The following is a 22,431-nucleotide window of genomic DNA, read 5'->3' on the forward strand; positions in this document are numbered from 1 at the left end:
CTACACAGACTCTCCTTTGAGCGCCAGCGATTCCATTTGCAGTGCCTGCTCTGGCGTAATTTCTCCGCTTTGAAGTTGTGCCAATATGCGCAGGTAAAACGTTTCCGTCTCTTCCCCTGCATGACTCCCCAGCCAGTACACTTTTTTGTGAAACTCCGGCAGTTGAAGTGGCTGTCTTTGCAACGAATATTCGGGAAATTGCTCTCCTTCAAAATTCTCGATTATCATATGGCAATTTGTTCCACCAAATCCAAAAGAAGATATCGCTGCTCTTCGCTTTCCTTCGATTCCTTCCCAAGGCATGCTTTTGGTGACCGGATAAAAAGGTGATGCCTCGAATTGAAACCGTGGGTGCGGCTTGTCGCAATGAATGGTTTTGGGCAAAATGCTATGCTGAACAGCCAGCCCTGCTTTAATAAAGCTGCCGATTCCCGCAGCTCGAAGTAAATGTCCCATATTCGCCTTGACAGAGCCAACGCCGCAATATTGCTTCTTCTCCGTGAACTCGCGATAAGACTGGGTGGCTGCGCGAATCTCGATCGGATCGCCAAGCAAGGTTCCTGTCCCGTGCGCCTCGTAATAGGAAATCGTGTCAGGTGAAACTCCGCTCTTGCGAAGAGCCTGTTGAATGACGTTTTTTTGTCCTTCAATGTTAGGAGTCGTCAATCCCATCGTATGTCCATCATTATTGACGGCAGATCCCATAATGACCGCATGAATAAAATCCCCATCCTCAACAGCCTGCTTCATCGGTTTAAGCAGTACCACACCTGCACCCTCACCAATTACGATGCCTTGGGCACGCTCGTCGAACACGTAAGCCCGCTTGTCTGGCGAAAGCACGCCAGCCTGACTCATTCCAATATGATCAATCGGATCCAGCAGCACTTGCACTCCCCCGGCTATTGCCATATCGCAAGTACCATTAAGAATTTGAGAACAAGCCTCGTGTATGGAGACCAGCGATGAGGAGCAAGCTGTATCCATCGTCAAGGAAGGTCCTCGTAGATCATACGTGTCAGATATACGGGCTGCCATCATATTAGAGATGGTATTTACTACAATGTGCTTCATAGACTCGGGAGGTACTTTACCTAAATTGCTCTTTACATACGAGCTTTCGGCCCCGCCGATAAAGACGCCGACGTCTTTCCCTCTGACTTCCTCTGGTCGATATCCCGCTCGGCTCCACAGCTCCTCCACAAGTTCCAGCAGAAGACGGTGCTGCGGGTCCATTACCAGCGCAACTTCGTCCGGAATCCCCCAGTAACCAGCATCAAATTTCTCAATATCTTGAAGAAAACCGCCCCATTTGGAATATGTCGTATCTTTACGCTTCCGATCCGGATTATAATAATGATCTACATCCCAGCGCTCCTTCGGCACTTCCGTAATCATGTCTTTCTCCAGCAGAATATTGGTCCAATATTGTTCCAAGCTGCTCGATTGGGGAAAACAGCATGTCATGCCAATCACTGCGATTCTTCCTTCCATACCCGTTGTTGTTGAGACAGACTGAACAGTGTCTTTTTGTTCCGGCTTCGACTGTGAAGATGATTTTACCGTTGCTTGAAGCTGCGCCCCGTCGATTATCATCGACAAATACCCCGACAAAACCTTTAAAGATTTGTGTTCATTAATCGCTCCTGGCTCCATGTTAATGCGATATGCAGATTCGATACGACTGAGTACTTCTACCATCATGATGGAATCGAAACCATACATCTCCAAATCTTCTTCAGGATCCAATTCATCTGCATCTATCTTCAAGATTTCGCTGAACATTCGCTGCAAATCTGCCAGCAGGGCATCCTCTACCGCTTGCTGAGGGTTTGACGGATGATCCCCGTAATCTTTCCTATAGGTTGTCTCTGACTTGACAGCCACATGACGCAATAGCTGCAGCGCCTCAAGCGATTGATTGATCCGTTCCTTATCCCCCCGAACAGGCAGCGCCTGCTCCCAGCCATTGGCAAGTATTTTCTCCAACGCGTGCCAGCCGTCGCGCTCCTGCAATATTTCCAAACCATTATCTGCCTGCAGCCGTTCTTTCACGGAATCGTTTACTTGCATACCGCCATGTTCCCATAAAGGCCAATTGATTGTATAACTCCGGCAAATCCGGCCTTCTGAGAAATCTCGACGGTTCCGCATTCGAATATATTCGTCCATATACCGATTAGCATAAGCGTAATCTGCTTGTCCTTTATTGCCGGCTATCGCCGTAATGGATGAGAAAACTACAAACAACTCAAGCTTTTCGCCTCTCGTTGATCGATCCAGGTTGTGGATGCCATGGATTTTGGGGGCCAGTACCTTCTCCGCATCGCTCATCGTCTTTCTGAACAAGAGAGAGTCATTAAGCGCGCCAGCAAAGTGGAATACCCCATGAATAGAACCATAATCGCTTTTCACTTGCGACATGCATGATTCTACCTCCTTCACCCGGGATACGTCAGCCTTGTAGTGTCGAATACTTCCTCCGAAACGGGCAGCCTCCTCTAGTCGGATCATAGACTCAGAAGAAATAGCAGAGCGACTAACAATTGCGACATTCGCATGATATTTTGATAACAAATATGCAGCAAAGAGCAAGCCTAGTCCCCCGTTGCCGCCTGTGACTACATAAGTACCGTTATGACTGATTTTTGGCTGCGCGGCGGCCTGCTCGTTCGAGTTGTCAACCTCCCGGAGCTGGCGAATCAGCCGCCTATTGCGATCATACTTAATTTCCAGGCACCCTGTGACAGGCTCGGCGTATAGTTCAGCTTGCAATGGAACCTGATTCAATTCGTCATATTCGAGGAAACGAAAGACGAAATGATCGTTTTCTAAAGCAGCTGTCCGTCCAAACCCTACGAGTGCCCGATGCGCGATATATTCATCTCCCGTGCCATATAGGCACAAGAAACGTACAGGAAGCTTATAAAACCGCTTCACTAAAATTTGGATCAAATTTTGCATTCCTTCATATATAGGATAACCTGACTCAGCTTCTTGCTCCTGCTCGAGATGAATCACCATGGATATTGATTGCGTATTCGCCGGAATCATTTGTACCAGCAGATGCTCCAGCTCATTTCGATTAGTCATATCCGTCTGCAGCCAACAAGCCTCCTTCATTCCAAGCAGCGAACCATTCAGCTTGCCGGATGAACCGACAATGAAAATCGGCTTCTCCGCTTCATCATTCGCCTTTTCGATTGGACATGGCAGCCACTCCTGTACGAGAAAAGACATTCCATTATCTGGACCCGTATACAGTTTCAAGCCAAAATCCTCGAATTCGGCAATAATCCTACCCTCATGATGAACGAAATAAAGATCAAACAGCATTAACGAGCCGCTCTTTCCTTTCTCTCGAATATAGGCATAACAAGAGGAGGGAACCCTTTCATAGAAGCTGACTCGTTTCACTGAAAAAGGTAAATAAGTACCTGAGACATTATCCCAGCTACCCGCGACGGCGACCGATTGAAACGCACCATCAATCATCGAAGGGGAGCACTGCCAAGCTTCGGTTAACTGATCATGCAATAAAAGTTCGGCGATCGCCTCCTTATTTCCGTGCCTTAAGTTGACGACCGTTTGATAAGTCGAACCATAGCACAGTCCATTTGTTTTCAACAGGCCATACAACTCCGTGATATCATTGCTCTCCCCACAGCGTTCTTGAATCAAGTGAATAGGCTGACCCAAGCTTCCCTGTCCGCGGCTCGTCTCTCGAATTGAGACCTGAAAATGCTCTCTCTGTCCACTCTCGTCGAAGGAGCAAATTTTAATTTTGAATTGTCCAGAATCCTCTTCAGTCCATCGGATGTACAGATCATTTCCCAATGAATCACCGTTATGAATGTAAGGAGTCAACCAGAACAGTTGGGTAAGTTCAAATCCATCGTTCCGCCCCGTTTGCTGAACAGTCTTTTGAACGATCTCGAAGTACATCGCTCCAGGAAGGATTACGCGATCTCCTATCACATGATCTTCAAAGCTTGCATGGAACTCATCCAGACGAACCCTATAAGCAAAGTTTTCACGGTCAGATGGCTCCACCAATAACCCGCTATCGTTGCCAGCTATACAGTTCGAATGTGATATTGGAGCCGGTTGGAACCAATAAGCCGTTCTTTGGAAAGGATAACCCGGGAGCGCGATTCGCGGCACTACTTTCTTGCCTTCGTATAGCAGCTGCCAATCTATCTTTGCCCCTTGTGTCCACAATTCTGCAAGCCGGGAATAATCCTGTATGGCAAGCGCTTGTCGAACGTCACTTTTAAGTTCGTCTATTGGTCCGTTCCCTTTCTTGGTGACTCTTCCGGCATATAGAGTAACCTGATTGGAACAATAACTTCGCAACTGCTCGATTAGTTGTCTGCTATTGGATACAATCCAACAAGCGCGCTCTTCCATCGCATCGCGTCCGAGCTGAAGCGTATAAGCTACTGACGCTAAATGAACTTGCTCACTGAACTCTGCGGTAGACCCACTGCCTATTACTTTGCACAAATGATGAATGAGCCGATCAGGCGTCTGCAACTGAAGGATCTGTTCCAATTGCAGCTTCACTCCATAGTGCTGCTCCACTTTCACCATAAGCTGATACAAGCCCATTTGATCAAAGCCCATATCCAGCACATTGCCGCTATGATCGATTTCTTCCTCCGATATCGAAAGCACCTCTCCCATTTGCTTTAGTAGTTCCTGCTCGATCATTTCGCAGGAGACACCGTCAATAGAAACGGAGAGACTACTTTCAAGATAATCTGCTAGTTGATTGGCCCTGTCACGAAGACGCTCACTATCTTTTGCTGAAAGAATTATCAGTTGCTGCTTATCTGAATCATCTGATGCAGGCTGAGCGGGTTCTGCATCGTTGATATATTCTTCCAGAATAAGATGAGCGTTCGCTCCTCCAAAGCCGAATGAGCTAATTCCTGCTCTAAGAGGAATATTCTGTGCTCCACCATCTATTGAAGTTCCCCCCCATTTCTGCAAACGATCTACAATATAGAAAGGGCTGTCTTCCAAATGAATTTGAGGATTGCACTTGCGGTAATGAACATTGGGCGGCAACTCGCGATGCTTAAGAGATAACAACACCTTAAACAGGCTAGCCATGCCGGCAGCCGTCTCCATATGTCCCACATTCGTTTTTACAGACCCTAATCCGCAAGAGCGGGCCGGCAGACTCGTTTCCCCTTGCGCAAGAGCCATTGTCTCAAAAGCTTTCTTCAATCCATTAATTTCAACTGGATCACCGAGTTGCGTCCCCGTACCATGAGTCTCAATATAACTGATGGAGCCAATATCTATTCCGGCCTTCTCAACAGCTTTCATGATAACTTCGGCTTGCGCATTCGGATTAGGCGATGTTAACGAATTACCTTTGCCCCCGTGGTTCACCGCGGTTCCCCGAATCACTCCATAAATCTGATCGCCGCTGCGTTCCGCATCCTTCAATGGTTTGAGCAGAACCAGCCCCATTCCTTCGCTGCGAACATAGCCGTTAGCACTCTGGTCGAACGTTTTACAGCGTCCATCCGGACTTAACATACCAGATTTACTAAACGATATCGCTCCGCGCGGACTTAGAATAAGCTGAACGCCACCTGCCAAAGCCATCTCGCATTCCCCGCTGCGCAATGAATCTACAGCTCTGTGCAAAGCTACCAGCGAGCTGGAGCATGCAGTATCTATCGGCTCACTCGGACCATGCCAATTGAACATATAGGATAATCGGTTGACCAGTACGGAAATGGCAACACCGGTGGACTGATAGGCTTCCGTCTCTTCTGCATCCTTGTTAACGAGATCATTGTAATCGGTGTTTGCAGCTACTCCGACAAAAACACCCGTTTTGGAGCCGGAGAGTGCATTCATGCTATAGCCTGCATGTTCCACCGTCTGCCACGCAAGCTCAAGCACGCCTCTTTGCTGAGGGTCCATAAGCTCGGCCTCCCTGGCAGCAATTTTGAAGAAACGTGCATCGAATTTATCGATATCATCCAAAAATCCGCCCCATTTAGCTTTTGTTTTATTTTTTTCTTGGATGGGGTCCCCATAATATTCGCGCCAATCCCAGCGTTTCTTAGGGACTTCTGTAACGAGATCATTACCTGCCTTGAGATGCTCCCAAAATTGCTCAAGCGTAGCCGATTGCGGCATCCGGCCCGCCATTCCTACGATTGCAACCGGAAAGTTGTCTTCTCCACTGTGATCACTGGAACTAGTGCCAGCTGGTGAAACAGAGCCGTCTAATTCATGCTGTGGTTCCATCTGCTGTGGGGCTGCTCTATCTTCAACCAACTGTGTCAACGTCTCATTTCGGCTCAAAGCACAGCTTTCTACCAAATGTTCTGCCAGTTTTCGGACGGTAGTGTATTGAAAAAATAACGCCGGTGATACCGTAATTTGAAAATCGTCATTCAGTTGGTCAGCCAGACGAGTGAACGACAAGGAGTCAAAACCATAATCGCCAAGTTCCGTATCTTCATCGATCTCCTCAACGCTCCACTCCAGTATGAATGCAATGTTATTCTTAATATGATCTGTTACCGCTTGCCCTTGACCTGAGTCCCACGTTGCTTGACTATTTCCATAAGATTCTTTTTCAGGTAGGGGCTTACTGCTTAATCTGCGCTGGACCTCATGTACTTTCGAGCGAAGCGGACTGACTGTAAAATCAAGGAGGCAAACCAATGACTCCCCCATCTCATCCAGTATTGTCACATCATAAGCATGCTCCCCGCTTCCCGATGGAGCAATGTAGACGTATTTCCATTGCCGATCCTTCCGGATTACGTGAAGCTCGCGAACATAAAAAGGTAATTCCAAGCCCTTCTCCTGATCCAGCATTCCGTAAGCAATCATGCATTGCAGAGCTCCATCCAACAAGATCGGATGCAGCTCATACTGGCCTAATGTGTCTTGTACTTCTTGATGCGGCGCCAGTTCCCCAAGGATACTGCGATTACGTACATAGAGCTTGCTCACATTTTGAAAGACAGGCCCATAATCTATCCCTAATTTCCGGTAGTATCTATAGATCTGCTCCTTGTCAAAGCTTGCCGAATGATCAATCATCCCCTGCAGATTAATAGCCCGATGTGCTTCTGGAATATCAGCTGTGCTGCGATATACGATCTCACCTTGAACATGTTTCAGTTTTTCTTCAGAACCTGATGCAGAATAGATTTCAAAAGCGTTTCTACCGGTACTGTGCTGGATAGCCAACTCTACTTCGATCGGCTCCTTTCTGAAAATGAGCGGTTGCATGAAAGTTACATTTCGTATCGCAATCATTTCCTTCTCCATCGAGAAAGAAGCCGCTTCGAATGCCATTTCCAAAAAGGCAGCCCCGGGAAACACGGAATATTCTTCTACCCGATGCTCAGAAATAAACCGCTCCTTGCCCATAAATGTACCGCTATAATGTATGCCTTGGCCCTCGATTTGTTTTCTTTGAACCAGCGGATGCAACGCGGCTACGGATGAGTGATCTTTCTCTACACGCTCGCTCTTGTCCACAACCGGATTCAACCAATAGCTCTTCAAAGAAAATGGACAAGCTGGGAGTGGCAGCTTTATCGGCAATGGGGCCGTATAGAAGGATTCCCAGCGGATCGACCCGCCATTTACCCAAGCTCTCGCAGTCGCTTCAATATTCGCATCTTCCAAAGAAATGATGAGGGAATCGCTGTCATAAGCGGGGAAAGACTGCGCTCTTCCTATAAATATGCCACTCTTTTCTGTTCCGCTTGCCACATGATCCAATTTCTCTAGCAGTTCTTCCATACTGCTCGCTATTACAGCAAGGCGCTCCTCCATCGGATCTCTGCCGATCTGAAGCGTATAAGCTACCCGTTCTAAAAGGATAGCTGGCTCTCCTGACGCAATCTTTCCCTTCAGATCTGAGAGCAGATTTTTCACATAATCTTGCAATTGTCTGGGACTTCTAGCAGATAAAGGAATGATACTCCTCCGGTTTCGTCCATGGTGGTCCGTTTGCTCTTTAGGCAAATACTCTTCGATGATGGCATGGGCGTTAGCTCCCCCGGCGCCGAAGGAACTGACAGCCGCTCTTCTCGGATACATAACCTCCTCCCCATCGACGTGAACTGTCGGCCTATTCCATGCTTCTACTTTCTTCTGCAGATAAAAAGGTGAATCTGCAAAACGGATACGTGTATTACCAGGCTCATGATGGAGCGTTGGCACCAATGTTTGATGCTTCATTTGAAGCAAAATCTTGGTTAATCCAATTATTCCGCTCGCCGCTTCCAAATGACCAATATTTGTTTTAACTGAAGCGATTGCACAAAACTGCTTGTCCGACGTATACTTCCTGAACGCAGAAGTTAGGCCCGCGATCTCGATAGGATCACCCAATACCGTTCCAGTTCCATGCGCTTCAACGTAAGTAATTGTTCGAGGATCAATATTTCCCTTAAGGAGTGCCTCCTCAATTAATGAAGCTTGCGCATTCGGATTGGGCACCGTATAGCCGTTGGTTCGGCCTCCATGATTCACGGCAGTCGACTTCACAATACCATGAATGAAATCGCCATCCTGAAGCGCTTGTTTCAAAGGCTTCACCAGTACAGCACCTATCCCTTCGCCGGGAACAAAGCCGTTCGCTTCATCGTTAAAGGCGCGGCATTGCCCAGTAGGAGAGAGCATCTTCATTTGGCTAAGTCCGCTGTATTTATACGGATGAAGGTATAAGTTCACCCCGCCGACCAGAGCCATTCCCGACTCGCCGCTTTGAATACTTTCGCAAGCAAGGTGGAGAGCCGTTAACGACGACGAACATGCGGTGTCGACCGGCATGCTCGGGCCTGCCAAATTGTAATGGAACGAGACGCGATTAGGAATCGACCAGATCTGCGAATTAGGGATGTCCTCATTAGAGGTATGATCCCACTGATCTACACCGAGCAGCTGATACGTATTATTCGTAACACCAACAAACACACCAACCTTTTGCCGATCCAAGCTTGCCTTCGAATATCCGGCGTTCGCAAAGGTCTGTGCAGCTACCTGTAAAAACATCCGCTCTTGTGGGTCCATACCCTTTGCTTCCTTCGGGGATAGTTGGAAGAACATGGGGTCAAATAAATCCGGCTGTTCTACAAATCCCCCCCACTTGCAATAAATAGAACCATTCTGCTCATAGACATCCGCATCCCAGCGATCGGCAGGAACCTCCGTTATACAATCCCTGCTGTCCACAAGGTTGGACCAGAGCTCCTGAAGCTCCTTGGCCTGCGGATATACACCGGCTATACCGATAATGGCAATGTCGTGCTCAGCAGCTTCTTTTCCTTTAGAATTCTCCTCTAAGGCGGCAGTCTCAAGCTTCACCACATCATCCGCAGGATCAGTTGCAACATCCGCAAATATCTTTCCTAACTCCTCCGCATGTTCATCCAATAAATAATCCGCCAGAGCATCGATAGTGAAATACTCGTACATAAGCGTGGATGGCAGGTTGGATAGCCATTTCGTAAGCGATTGAAGAATCACCGTACCTATAATCGAATCCATTCCGTAATCTCCCAGGTGCACCCGATCATGTAAAAGAGCAGAATCGAGCTTCAGGCAACCGGCAACAATCGTTCTTAACCAGAGCAACATCTGCGTCTTAATACTGCCATCCGTATCAGGCGACGCCGAAATCAACGGGCCAGCCGTTTCCTCAGTCAAGAGGGTTGAAGCCATAGATTCCCGCGGCCCATAATAATCCGTTTCATTTCGTATATAACTGTCACTGGCAGTTGCAGCTATAACTTGAATCGTGTTGGCAGATACGATCTGCTCAAACGCCTGCAGTCCTTCCTTCGGCAAAATAGGTATTACTGAACGAAATTTCTGCTGGAGCACTTTATCATAAGCTTTACCGAGGCCCACCTGCCCCCACAAACCCCAGTTGATTAATTTCACATTCACCGGATACGTGTGCGCGAATATATTGGCAAACGTATCTTTCAAGCAATTAGAGGCGCTGTAATTAGCTCCTCCTTGGCTTCCAAAAAAGCTGGAAGCCGAGGAGAAAAATATAAAGTTTTTTACCCCAAGCTCCAGATGAACCTCTTTCATCAGCATACAACTAGAGGCTTGAATGCCTACTACACGGTGATAGATTTCCGGCGTCATCTTCGTAAGCAAGCTGTTCTCAACGTCCGCTGCAGAATGGATAACCCCGTCAATTCCTCCCATGTTCTCGACATGCGCCTTGACTCTTTGCAGGGTTTGGCCGGTATCCCGCAAATTCGCTTCCAAATAAGAAGCTCCTCCGCCTATCTGGTTCAGCAGATCGAGTTGAGCCTGCTTCTCCTCATTCAGAGGACTTCTCCCCACCAGGATAAGACGAGCCCCATAACGCGTCGCCAGAAACTTTGATAATTCAAAACCTATGCCGCCGGTTCCGCCCAAAATGAGATAGGTTCCATGTGACTTAAGTACAGGAATCTGACTCTTATTTATCTCTGCTTTGACCAGCTTGCGCCGATATCGCTTGCCTGCACGATAGGCGAGGAAAGGATAGGCCGCATTATACGGTTCCTTCACAGCCAGTAAGAGCTCTCCAGCGACGCCGGAAGCATCTTGGGCTTGAAGATCAATATGGATCACCTTTACCATCGGAAACTCCAGCGGTATCGTTTTTGTAATGCCTGCAATAGCAGACGTTAGAAAATTAATGCAATGCTTTTCATATCCAGGCACTTGCATAGTTTTGCTTGTGATTACCTTGAGAGTAACATTGTCATGGAAGACCTGCATTAATGAGATTAATGCCAGCGCACCCTCATTTTGCTGCTGCTCATAAGCATAATCGTCATTTAATTCAGATTCGTCATTCATTCCGCACAAAAAGTAAATCGTATCAATAGCATGCAGCGGAGTAACGATCGAGAAATCCGGAGATCCATGCGTACTATCCACCTCAAACTCATGACGACTGACACAACTGTTCCGATTGTCCAAATAAACTTTCGTTAGACTGCTGGCCTCAGCAGATGTCTCAATCATAGACCAATGTCGTGCCTGCTCTCTCGTTGCTACCAACATAATGTGCCGTTCAGATAGGCTGCCGGATGCAGCCGCTTCCTCTGCCTTGCCGCATTCGCTCCAATCTGTCGTTAAACAGAGAATCGGCTGCTTTTCCTTAGGCGTAATCCAGTAGCTGTCTTGCGCCGGTACATACGTGGGCAAGCGCAGTTTCTGCTGCCCTTCTTCAAACCATTCGGACCACTCCAGCGACCCGCCGGACACCCAAAGAGCAACGGCTTGATGAAGCTCCCGGCTGGCAAGGATCTTCTTGATCCTATCCTTCCGCCCGTCATCTTTTATTGAGGTTTCTGATCGATTGCGATCATACTTATTTCCTGCAAAAACAGCGCATCCCGCCGGCGTTCCCCAACCGTTCAAATGAGAACGAAGCGATTCGATCAGCAGGTTCTTATCTGAAACGACAAAAGCAATGCGTTCTTCCATTTCCTCACGGCAGCATAGAAGCGTATAGGACAAGCTGTCCAAGTTGATGTCTTCTCGTTCCATGCACAGCCATTCCAGATGCTGCCCAAGCGACTCTTGAAGCCGTGTCTTATTGCGAGCCGAATAGATGAAGGCGTATTCTCGGCTCCTGCCTTCCGAAGCAGAGAGCCGGTCAACCCCATACTTTAAAGGGACCCGATGCTCTGCAGGAGATAAATAGCTTTCCACGACCATATGCGCATTCACTCCGCCCGCTCCAAACGAACTGATCGCTGCACGTAAAGGCAGATCTTCTCGAACAGGCTTCCATGCCGCACTTTCGGTTTGTACTCTAAACGGCGTATCCTCGAATGCGATATGTTTGTTGAGCCGGGCAGCATGCAGAGAAGGTACCAACCTCTTATGCTTCATTTGAAGCAATACCTTAGTGAGACTTGCAATACCCGCAGCAGATTCAGAATGTCCGATATTGGACTTCACTGAACCAACAGCGCAATATTGATTTTCGCTGACAAAATCTTTGTAAGCTTGGGTTAATCCTTCGATTTCAATCGGATCTCCCAGGCTGGTGCCTGTACCATGAGCCTCTATATAGTTAATCGTTGAAGGATCCAATTGCGCTTGCTCCATCACTTTTTTGACGAGCATTGCTTGTGAATGCGGGCTTGGTACTTTATATCCGTTCGTCCGTCCGCCATGATTGATTGCCGTACCTTTAATAACACCCCAGATCTCATCGCCGTCCGCTTCAGCCTTCTTAAGCGGCTTCAACAGAACGGCACCAATGCCTTCCCCGGGAACGAATCCATCAGCTTGTTCACCGAATGCATGACATTTCCCGGTTTTTGAGAGCATCCCAAGTTGACACATCGCCAAATATTTAGAAGGGTGGAAATACAGATTAACCCCGCCCGCGACTGCCATTTTACAATCTTGATTCCTCAGGCTTTCGCAAGCCATATGAATGGCTACAAGTGACGATGAACAAGCGGTATCTACCGGAAGGCTAGGCCCATTGAAATTATAAAAATAAGAGATCCGGTTTGGAATCGACCACGGCAAAGAAGTCGGAATGATTGAACTGCCCTTGTCCCATTGTTCTGGACCTAGCAACTGGTAGCTATTTGTTGTTACGCCAACATAAACCCCAACGTCCGCACCCTTATCTTTCGGAAATTGCCTCGCTAGTCCTTCCCTTGTGTAACCGTTGGATTCGAACAAGTCCCAGACGCATTGAAGGAACAATCGTTCCTGCGGGTCCATGGCCTCAGCTTCTTTGGGAGATATCTGGAACAATAGGGGGTCAAACTGATCTATATTATCGACAAATCCCCCCCACTTGCAATATATTTTCCCGTGGTTTGCCTCAGCCGGATCCTGAGCGTAATACCGGCGCCAATCCCATCTTTCGTTAGGTACTTCGTCGACACAATCCACACCTTGCTCCAGATTGTGCCAAAACTCCTTGATGTTCTCTGCCTTCGGATAAATTCCGCTGACGCCTATGATTGCAATATCATCGTCTTCCGCTGTAGCTTCCTGACCCGCACTTGCAACAGCAAGCACAGGTGTTGCGGTTACAGTGTCAGACTTATTGTTAGGCCCAACTGATTCCTGCACACTTATTCCCGACTCTCTCATACGATGAACCTGTACAGCTTCCGTACGATGATCTGCTAGGAATTGAGCCAATTCCTCTATCGTCTGATACTCGAACAACAAAGTAGGCGAAACTTTCCCAAAGCATTGCTCCAAGCGGCTGATCAAGTGCTCAATCATAATCGAATCAAGACCGTACTCTTCAAAATGAGACTGAATATCGATCTTGTGTTCCGGAAGCTTGGTGCATTCCACGATCCACTCTTTGATTAGCCCGCTAACAAATATCTCCAATTCCTCCGGCTTCTCCATTTCATCAGGCTCTTCCTGTAACAACGGCTTAATGTCAGACAAAACCCCCTCTTCTTGTGCCGCGGATGCCAGAAAAGTATTCTCTATTCTCTTGCGATCCCCTGACGTAACAAGAACTTGGGCATAACCCGATTGAATGGCCTGCACAAACGCATCTATGCCGTCTTTCGTTGACAATACTTCCAAGCCAGTCTGCTCATACAGAAGTTCCTTCTTCGTATTCGGAATTTGCATGCCGCCATCGATCCACAACGGCCAATTGATCGAGATACTGTGACCCCAACGCCGACCCTCCTCACGCAAACGCTCGCGATAAGCGGCATATTGATCCATAAAGCTATTGCTGTATGAATAATCGCATTGCCCAATATTCCCCGATACGGCAGACAAGGAGGAGAACAAACAAAAGATATCGAGTGACTCTGCCGCTGTGTATTCATCCAAATGAACCGTACCTGGTATTTTGGCTGCTGCAACCTCATCAAACTGATCAGTCGTTTTATGCACAAAGTAGGCATCACGCAAAACACCGGCGCAATGAAAAATACCATGGATAGCTCCAAAGGTATTTTTTGTTGCTTGAATGACCTTTTGCACCTCTGCCTTGATGGAGATGTCCGCTTGTATGTAAACAACTGAAGCCCCCGTCTGTTCCAGCCTCGCGATCTTATCCGCAGCGCTGCTGTCGACCGGAGAACGTCCCGTCAGTACAAGCCTTGCTTGTTTAACAGAAGCAAGATACTGGCTAATCAAATAGCCAATTCCGCCAAGACCCCCAGTGATAAGATATACACCGCCTGTACGAAGCACTTCATTCTCTCGCTGCCCTTCCTCTCGGGCAGGGATTTCCTCGTAAGACAGAACTGTTCGTTGCTGCCCGTGATATCTGATATACGCAGCGCCCGGGCATTCATCCTGCAATTCTTCCAGTACTTTTGTATAGAAATGTGTGCTCTCATCCATATCCACAACTTTGAAGCGCAGTTGATGATTTTCCAAATGAATCGTTCTGAAAAACGCCGGAAGCGCCGATCGAAATACATCTAACTTGCTGCCTTCGGACACATACCCATATAACAGAGAGATTGGTTCCTTCAGAGCATATTTGTTCAATGAGGCACATAAGTGAAGCAGCGGGTGCATCAACTCTCCCGTATACGTCTCACATTCTCTTTCTCCAGTTCCAATGCCCCATAAATAAAGAACATCGATGGCTGAACCTCGGTTTCCTTCCAACAGCGCATTCCATAGTGAAGTGTAGTCATCATAAGAAGACGGATTAATAATAAAGCGTTCAGGAGAAGATTGTCCGAATTGATCTCCTTGCTCGATGTGTACCGGCTTGTATCCATTTTGTCTAAGATGGAACAACATCTCAGGATCACTGCCAAATACGAAAATACGCCCTTTGCGTTCATGCCGTTCATGCATATCCGGCATTAATAATGGCCGAAGTACAGCATTGGTTGGCCTATACAATACAATATCCCCTTTTACGGTCTCTGGCTGAACTACCGCCTCAGGACGGATACCCTTGCTTAATACATTGTTGTCCGCTTCGTCCGCCGTATCGGGCAACGGAGCCCAATATCGCTCCTTGGCAAATGGATACAACGGCAGAGAGGTCCGATAGCCTGGTGCAAATCCGCGGCATAACCGCCAATCGACCGCCCCTCCCTCAGACCAAATAACAGCAGCACGCTCAATCGATTCTCCAACTTCTGCACCGCCGGCCTCTCCCTTACGTGAAGCGCCGCCAAATCCTACAAGAATATAAGCTGTCTTCTCTCCTTGCAAGTAGCGTGAGCACAGTTCTGCCAGCTCCTCATGTGAGGCTGCGAGAAAGACGACTCTTTCTTTAAAATCTTCTCTTCCAATTTGCATCGTAAAGGCGATGTTCACTAGTGAAACATCATTCCCTGTTTGAAGCATATAAGCCTGTAAACTCCGCACATAATCCGCCAGAGCCTCTGGAGTCTTGGCAGAAAGTGGGAACACGCGCCGTTTCTTTTCATGGTCTAGCTGATTCATCGCAGAGGCATCGGTCGGATATTCCTCGATCACACAATGACAGTTAACACCTCCTGCACCAAAGGAGCTAATGCCTGCCCGCCTTGGATGATTGCCGGGGCCAGTCAAAGACCAATCGCTAAGCTCTTGCTGTACGTAAAATGGCGTTTCTGCAAAATCAATATTAGGATTAAGCGTTCCTGAGTGCAAAGAGGGCACCAGCTTCTTATGCTTGAGCTGCAGCAGAACTTTCGTCAATTGCGAAATGCCAGCCGCCGCTTCTGCGTGGCCGATATTCGACTTTACTGATCCGAGTGCACAATACTGACTCTTATTCGTTTGCATCCGGTACGCTTGGGTAAGTCCTTCCACCTCGATCGGATCTCCCAAATCGGTTCCGGTGCCATGTGCTTCCACATAACTAACCGTCTCGGGGTGAATCTGCGCCAGCTCCATCGTTTCTTGAATCAATTTGGCCTGACTCTTCGGATTCGGAACATGGACGCCCGCGGTCTTGCCTCCATGACGCATTCTTATTGAACGAATAACGCCATAAATATGATCATTGTCAGCAATCGCATCCCTCAGCGGCTTCAATAAGACCGCGCCCACACCTTCTCCCGGAACATAACCATCTCCGTCTGCACCAAAGCTGTGGCATTTGCCAGTAGGAGACAAGAAAAATTTTGCGAATTGATATTTGTTCGGATGCAAGGAAAGGTTAACACCTCCGGCAATGGCCGCTTTACAAATCCCATTCTTGACTGATTCATAGGCCAAATAAATAGCAGAAAGCGATGAGGAACAATGCGTATCCACCGTCATTGCAGGACCCTGGAATCCCATATGATAAGCGACTCTCGTCGCAATTGAGCCCAAATTCACCTCGGGATAAAAGCCTTTTTTGTGATCTGCAAAATAGCTATACTCCGACCAGGTAGCACCGGCAAACACACCGATATTTTTATCGGTTTGATCCAGCAAATCACCCAGTGCGTATCCCGCATCTTCTACGGCATGCCAGGCGCTCTGTAAAAATAACCGTTGTTGTGGGTCCATTTTTTCCGCTTCAACCGGCGTTATCTGGAAAAACTGCGGATCAAACATATCTGCATCACGCAAAAAGCCTCCCCATTTACACTGATTCTTCCCGAACTGTCTGCGATCCGGATCGTAAAAAAGCTCCAGCTCCCAACGATCTTTCTGAATCTCGGAAATAGCATCATGGCCTGAGGCCAGATTATGCCAAAACTGCTCCAAATCATCGGCCTCAGGATATTGGCCGCTTAATCCTACGATTGCTACGTGATCAGCATCTTTCTCAGCGCCTTCCAGCGTCGAAGCTGCGGTATCCTTCGGACAGGCAGACGAAGTTAGTCGATAGGTGTTCTTCAAAGCACCGTATGTTCCGGTATCTTCATGCACAGCTTCCAGGGGTTGCCATAATTTCTCTTGTGCCCAAGCCGTACATAGCCGATCCGCAATGTTATCAATAGCAGGTTCATCCATCCCGATAGGAACGGCCAGCCTAATCATATGATTTAATGATTGCGGATTTAATCCTCCGCAATGGATACTGCCCCGAATGCCTGTTGATGCGTACATCCAATTCAAAAAGACTTGAGCAGAATAATTTATATCTGCCAAGCCTTTTATTTTCTTCGTATCTATTATTAAGCAATGTCCACCTATGGGTGAAACAACCGGCCATATTGGCTTCAACCGGTTTTCCAATTTGCCGACCAGTTGCATTCTCTTCGTAGCAGCTTCTACTATTTTAGACTTATCTGCCAGCGCATGAAATAGGGTTGCTTGTTCAGCATCTGTGAGCTTCTTGCTTTCAAGCGCCGCTCTTTCCGTCATTTTTTGGAACGTCTTTTTATCAAGGGTAGCTATAATGCCGCCTACCGGACTTCCATAGTCCTTCGTTAAGCTGGCGACGACATAATCGGCGCACTTGAGCATCTCTGCAGCCACTTCCAATGTCAGGCTCCAATCCGTTGTCGTGGAGAGTTCCTGTTTCGACATCTTAAGGGCATTCTCAAGTATACGAGTCGCGTCAATTATTAAAGGAGTATGATACTCTTTGCATAATTGACGAACTTCCCGCAAATGTTCGATCGAAATTGAAGCTCCGCCAGCAGCGTTATTTTCCATTTCAATAGCAACATAAGCCGTACTGCCCTTCTGAAGCAAGGCCTTCAATTGTACGATATCTAGCTCGCCTCTGTCTGCATTCCCATCCATTCCAAGGGGCATTCTTTTAGGAATTTCGACAGGTACAAAACCGTTATTAACTTGATGTTGCACCGTAGTCGGGAACATCATATTTTGCAGGATAACCCGCTTGTCCTTCGGCAATGCAGCAAATAACATAGCTTCTGCCTCACGGCCAGATGAGACTGGTATAAGGTAAGGAAACGGGAAAAATTCCCGAAGCCGTTGAATCAACTCCGCATAAGAGCCATATTGGGTGAGATCTCCGTTGTTAGCGATAAGCTCTTTCGCCCATGAAAGCTCCGACCATGAATCTGTAAGCAGATCATAAGCCACATTGTCCTGCGGTACAAATAATGTATTGTAATCATACAGAGCCAGATTCTTGTCACCGCTATACTGCCCGACCTGCGGAGAAACACCGACCGGATTGGCAATAAACAAGATAACGTCAAGAAGACTCGGCGGTGCAGTATCCATAAACCGTTGCAAAAGCAGCGGACGATTTTCCGGTCTGAACTTATTCTTAAACTGATAATTACCGCTGCCATTAAAAATCCCCTGCTCCCACAATTCGGAAAGACTTTCCGTCCATACAGGATCCGAATTTGCTTCCGGCGCGCCGGCAACTCCAAAGGTCGCCCCAAGACTTAAGAAAGCAGCGTCTTCCTTCAATAGCTGTTCATAGATATTAACAATGGCATATTCTATACCGCCGAGTGCCATATCCGGTCCATAGACCTCTAAATCCATCAAATATCCTTTGCGGGACGGTACAGGAGTAATGACTACAACATTTTCTAGCTTATTATTCAAATAAGTGAGGAAAAACCGATACATACTTGGAAAGCTCTTCATTATAATCTGATTTTTCACCTTCCCGATATAAGGGTTCACCATTTGCTTCGTACTGCACCACGCATCAATCATATCGAGAATATCCTGGTCCGTACCTGCATGACTGTTCAAATAATACTCTTCGACCCTACAATCACCCAGTTTCTGAAAATTGGATATGGCATAGCGCAAATGTCTGTACTTCTTGCCTTTTAGATTCAATGGGAGTGCCTCAAGCCGTTGCAGCGTTCCAATTTCGACAGCACCTACTGAACGGTCAGCAACCTTTTCAAGCCTTTGTTCCAACAAAAATACGACCTGCTTGCCTAGTGGTATAACGAATGCGGCTAACTCGTTAGCAAGCTCCTCCAAGTCCTCTTCCGGCCCTTGATATAAGAAGGCAAGAATAATCTCTTCCCTCTCGGCTAAATAAAAGAAGCCTTTACGACTGGAGCCAAGAAACAGCTCGGGAGCCATTTCTTTTCGCGCAACCGCCAGCCCCTCCATCCCATAACGGTTGATAATAACCTCCACGCAGGATTGTTCTGCCGGATGTGCAGCTAAATCCTGCTCAAGAATACGAACAGCTTGCCGTTTCTCCGCTCTTATCCCGGATTCAGAAACGTATGCAGTTGAATGAACAGCATTCACAATCGCTTCACTTCGAGTGGAAGTGAACTTTTCCGGGTACTGCGCTTGCAAAAAAAGGCTTAGTTTAACTATATCGAAATGTTCAAACAAAATCGTCTTCGGTAATTTACCAAACTCTTTTTCAAGTATGGACATCCACTTCAACGAGAGGAATGAGTCTACACCATAGCTTGGAAAAGCTTTCTCCGGTTCAATCACGCCCGCACTTATTTTCAACAAATCAGAAAGCGACTGTATTAAGTAATCTCGAATGGCGTCCAGTTGACTTGTCCTCGATAGCTCCTCGGAGTCAGAAGCCTTGTCAGAATTGGACACTTCCCGAAGAGGAACAAATACTTCCCTCAAGGTGCTAACCTCCTCATGCTCATCAATCTCCGTCACCACTCGCACAGCAAGCTGATGGATTTCCAGAACAACCTGCTTCTTCTCGTCCAGTACTGTGATATCCATCAAGCAACGCCATGAATGAGCAGCATCCTGCAGCGTGCTGGTACGCTTCAAATGGGCAGTAAACCGGCGTGGAAGCGGATGGAAAATATGTAAGGACTCGATATAATTAGGCAGCAGTACGGACTGATTCGGAAAATCTTTCTGAAGCAAAGCAATTGCTGGTTGTATCGCTCCATCGATCATCCGGGGATCAAATCCGAAAGCTGCAGCACTTCTTTCATCGAAATCCATTGAAGAAGCTATGACTGCTACCGCCTCATCCTTATAGATCTCCACCTTCTGAACAGTACGGTAAGACTCGCCATAATCAAAGCCTTGTTCCTTCACAAATAGATACCATCCAACATGATCAAAGGATCGAACGGCTAAAGCCGGATCAGCAGGTACTGCTTTGTACTCTACCGCAAGACTTGGCTTTCTCCGCAGCTGCCCGATGCTGTATGTTTGTTGATCAGACTCCACACCACGAACCACGCAATGGGTAGACTGGCCATTTATTTGGTTCCGAAGCTCTAGGTACACACGATTGTCCGTTATATTCCTATAGAAGGGCGCCTTGAAGTGAACCTGCTCGATATAATTCACATTGCCGCCTAACATCTCGTTAGCCGCTTGAATCATTAATTGAAGCATATAAGCCCCAGGCACAATTTCGACCTGTTTTACTCGGTGGCTATCCTTCCCGCCGACATCGTCTGGTAAGCGATGCTCAAAGCTTAACGACTCTGACAATCTCGTCAAACTACTACCTCCAGCAGATTTGGGCTTGGGACCAAGCTTATAGGCCTGCTTGGAGAACGGATAGACTGGTGCTGAAATCCGCTTCGGCATCCTTGCATATCCGGTATACATCGATTCCCAATGAACCGCCTGCTCGCCAAATTCCCAAGTCCGTTTGCAAGCTTCGGCTTCCGGGCTTAACGGACCCGAATAGACGTTTTGTTCTCCTTTAAGAAAGGATTCACATTGGTTCAATAACTCCCCGGGCAGCCGATAAATAAACAGTTGTCTAGTCTTCATCGCTTGGCGGCCCGTTTGAAAAGTATACGCCAAGCGGAGTGGGAAGTCGGAAGCAAAATGCCCTCCGCTCACTTCAGTGACTTTTTTGGCAAGCGCTGCAATATTCCTTAGGCTTACCAGCTCACTCATTGCAATGGCTACACCAAGCTTGTGATTAAGCTCATGCAGCAGACTCTGCAGCCCCATAATTCCTAATCCTAGCAGATCCCAATCGGTGCCAATGTCGATCTCTTCGACAGCTATGTGCAAATGCTCAGCAACCATGCTTCTAAGCTGCTCGTGCAGCTCATTATTATCTGCTTTAAACGATTGATGTACTTGAACATAATCATATAGTTCCCGCACATAGGTCTGCAGTGTCTCCTTATTTTGTGCGGAAATTGGCAGCAAACAGACAGGCAGCTGATCCTTATGCGATCCAATCTCATCTGCTGTATCCTGTTTGTATTCCTCTATAATAAGATGCGCGTTGGTCCCGCTGAATCCAAAAGAATTGATAGCTGCTATTTTGGGCTGATTGTTCGGCGTAACCCATTCCTGCAAAGTGGTGTTCACATAAAAGGGAGTTTGAGTGAAGTCAATATGGCGATTTGGCTTCTCATAGTTGATCGCCGGGAACAAGCAACTGTATTTCATTCCGAGCAGCACTTTAATTAGTGATGCCACACCTGCGGCTGCCTGCAAATGTCCCATATTATTTTTGACAGAACCAATAGCGCAATACTGCTTTTTATCCGTTGATTTCGAGAAAGAATTTGTTAACGCTTCCATTTCAATCGGATCACCAAGCTCTGTACCTGTCCCATGTGCCTCTACATAAGAAATTCGCTCCGGATTCAGTCCAATTCGATTCAATACATCCAGTTGAAGCTCGGTTTGAGCTAATGCATTCGGCGCTGTAATCCCGTTGGATTTGCCGTCTTGATTAATTCCTGAGCCGCGAATGACACCATAAATCTGATCCCCATCCGCAATCGCTTTACTCAGTGCTTTCAAGACAACAACCCCGCAGCCTTCACCGGGGATGAATCCATCTGCCCGTTGATCGAAAGCGTAACTGTTCCCACTCTTGGACAGCATCATCGATTCACACATTAATAAATAAGGCCGAGGAGTTACATAAAGTGTAACCCCTCCAGCCAAGGCCATATCGCTATCTCCATTTTGAATCGCCTGGCATGCCATATGAATAGCTACCATGGAGGATGAACATGCTGTATCAAGTGTAACAGCAGGTCCCTTCAAGTTTAAGAAATAAGCAATTCTCGCAGACAGCATGGAATTATAATTACCAATCACTTCATAGGGCTCAGGTTTATGTGGAATGGAATCCAGATAGGTATAATAATCGTTGTTTACTACACCCGCATAAACACCACACCGGACTTGATTTAATTTATCAGGTGTGTACCCGGCATCCTCGAACGCCTTCCAGCAACTTTCCAGAAACAGACGTTGTTGCGGGTCCATAAATTCTGCTTCTATCGGCGAAATGTTGAAGTAAAGCGGATCAAATTGATAAGGGTCCTGCAGGAAGCCGCCCTTTCGACAATAAATTTTGTTTTTCAGTTCGAGATTGTACTCGTCGAAATTCCAGCGATCGGCCGGGATATCCTCAATGACATGTTTCCCTTCGGACAGCATCCGAAAGTAATCAAGAGGACTATCAACCATTCCTGGGAATTTGCATGATAGCCCGATAACTGCGACCGGCTCGCCCGCTGGCCTCTGCTCCATGGCTTCCAGTTTCTGCTCCAGGCCTAGAATAGTATGATAGGCACGTTCCAAACGGATATAATCTTCGCTTTTGACTTTCACAGTATCATTGACCCCTTTAAT

1 protein-coding gene is annotated in these 22,431 nt (G+C 47.3%); it reads right to left on the minus strand.

Translation table 11 applies throughout. The annotated features are described in order from the left end of the window. Window positions 1-22,410: an SDR family NAD(P)-dependent oxidoreductase gene (locus HYD27_RS24275; protein WP_219219444.1), complete on the minus strand. Its 22,410-nt coding sequence runs from the start codon at window positions 22,408-22,410 to the stop codon at window positions 1-3. Window positions 22,411-22,431: the final 21 nt, after the last annotated feature.

It is taken from the genome of Paenibacillus sp. S150, from assembly GCF_019352175.1.
Taxonomy (GTDB): domain Bacteria; phylum Bacillota; class Bacilli; order Paenibacillales; family Paenibacillaceae; genus Paenibacillus_AQ.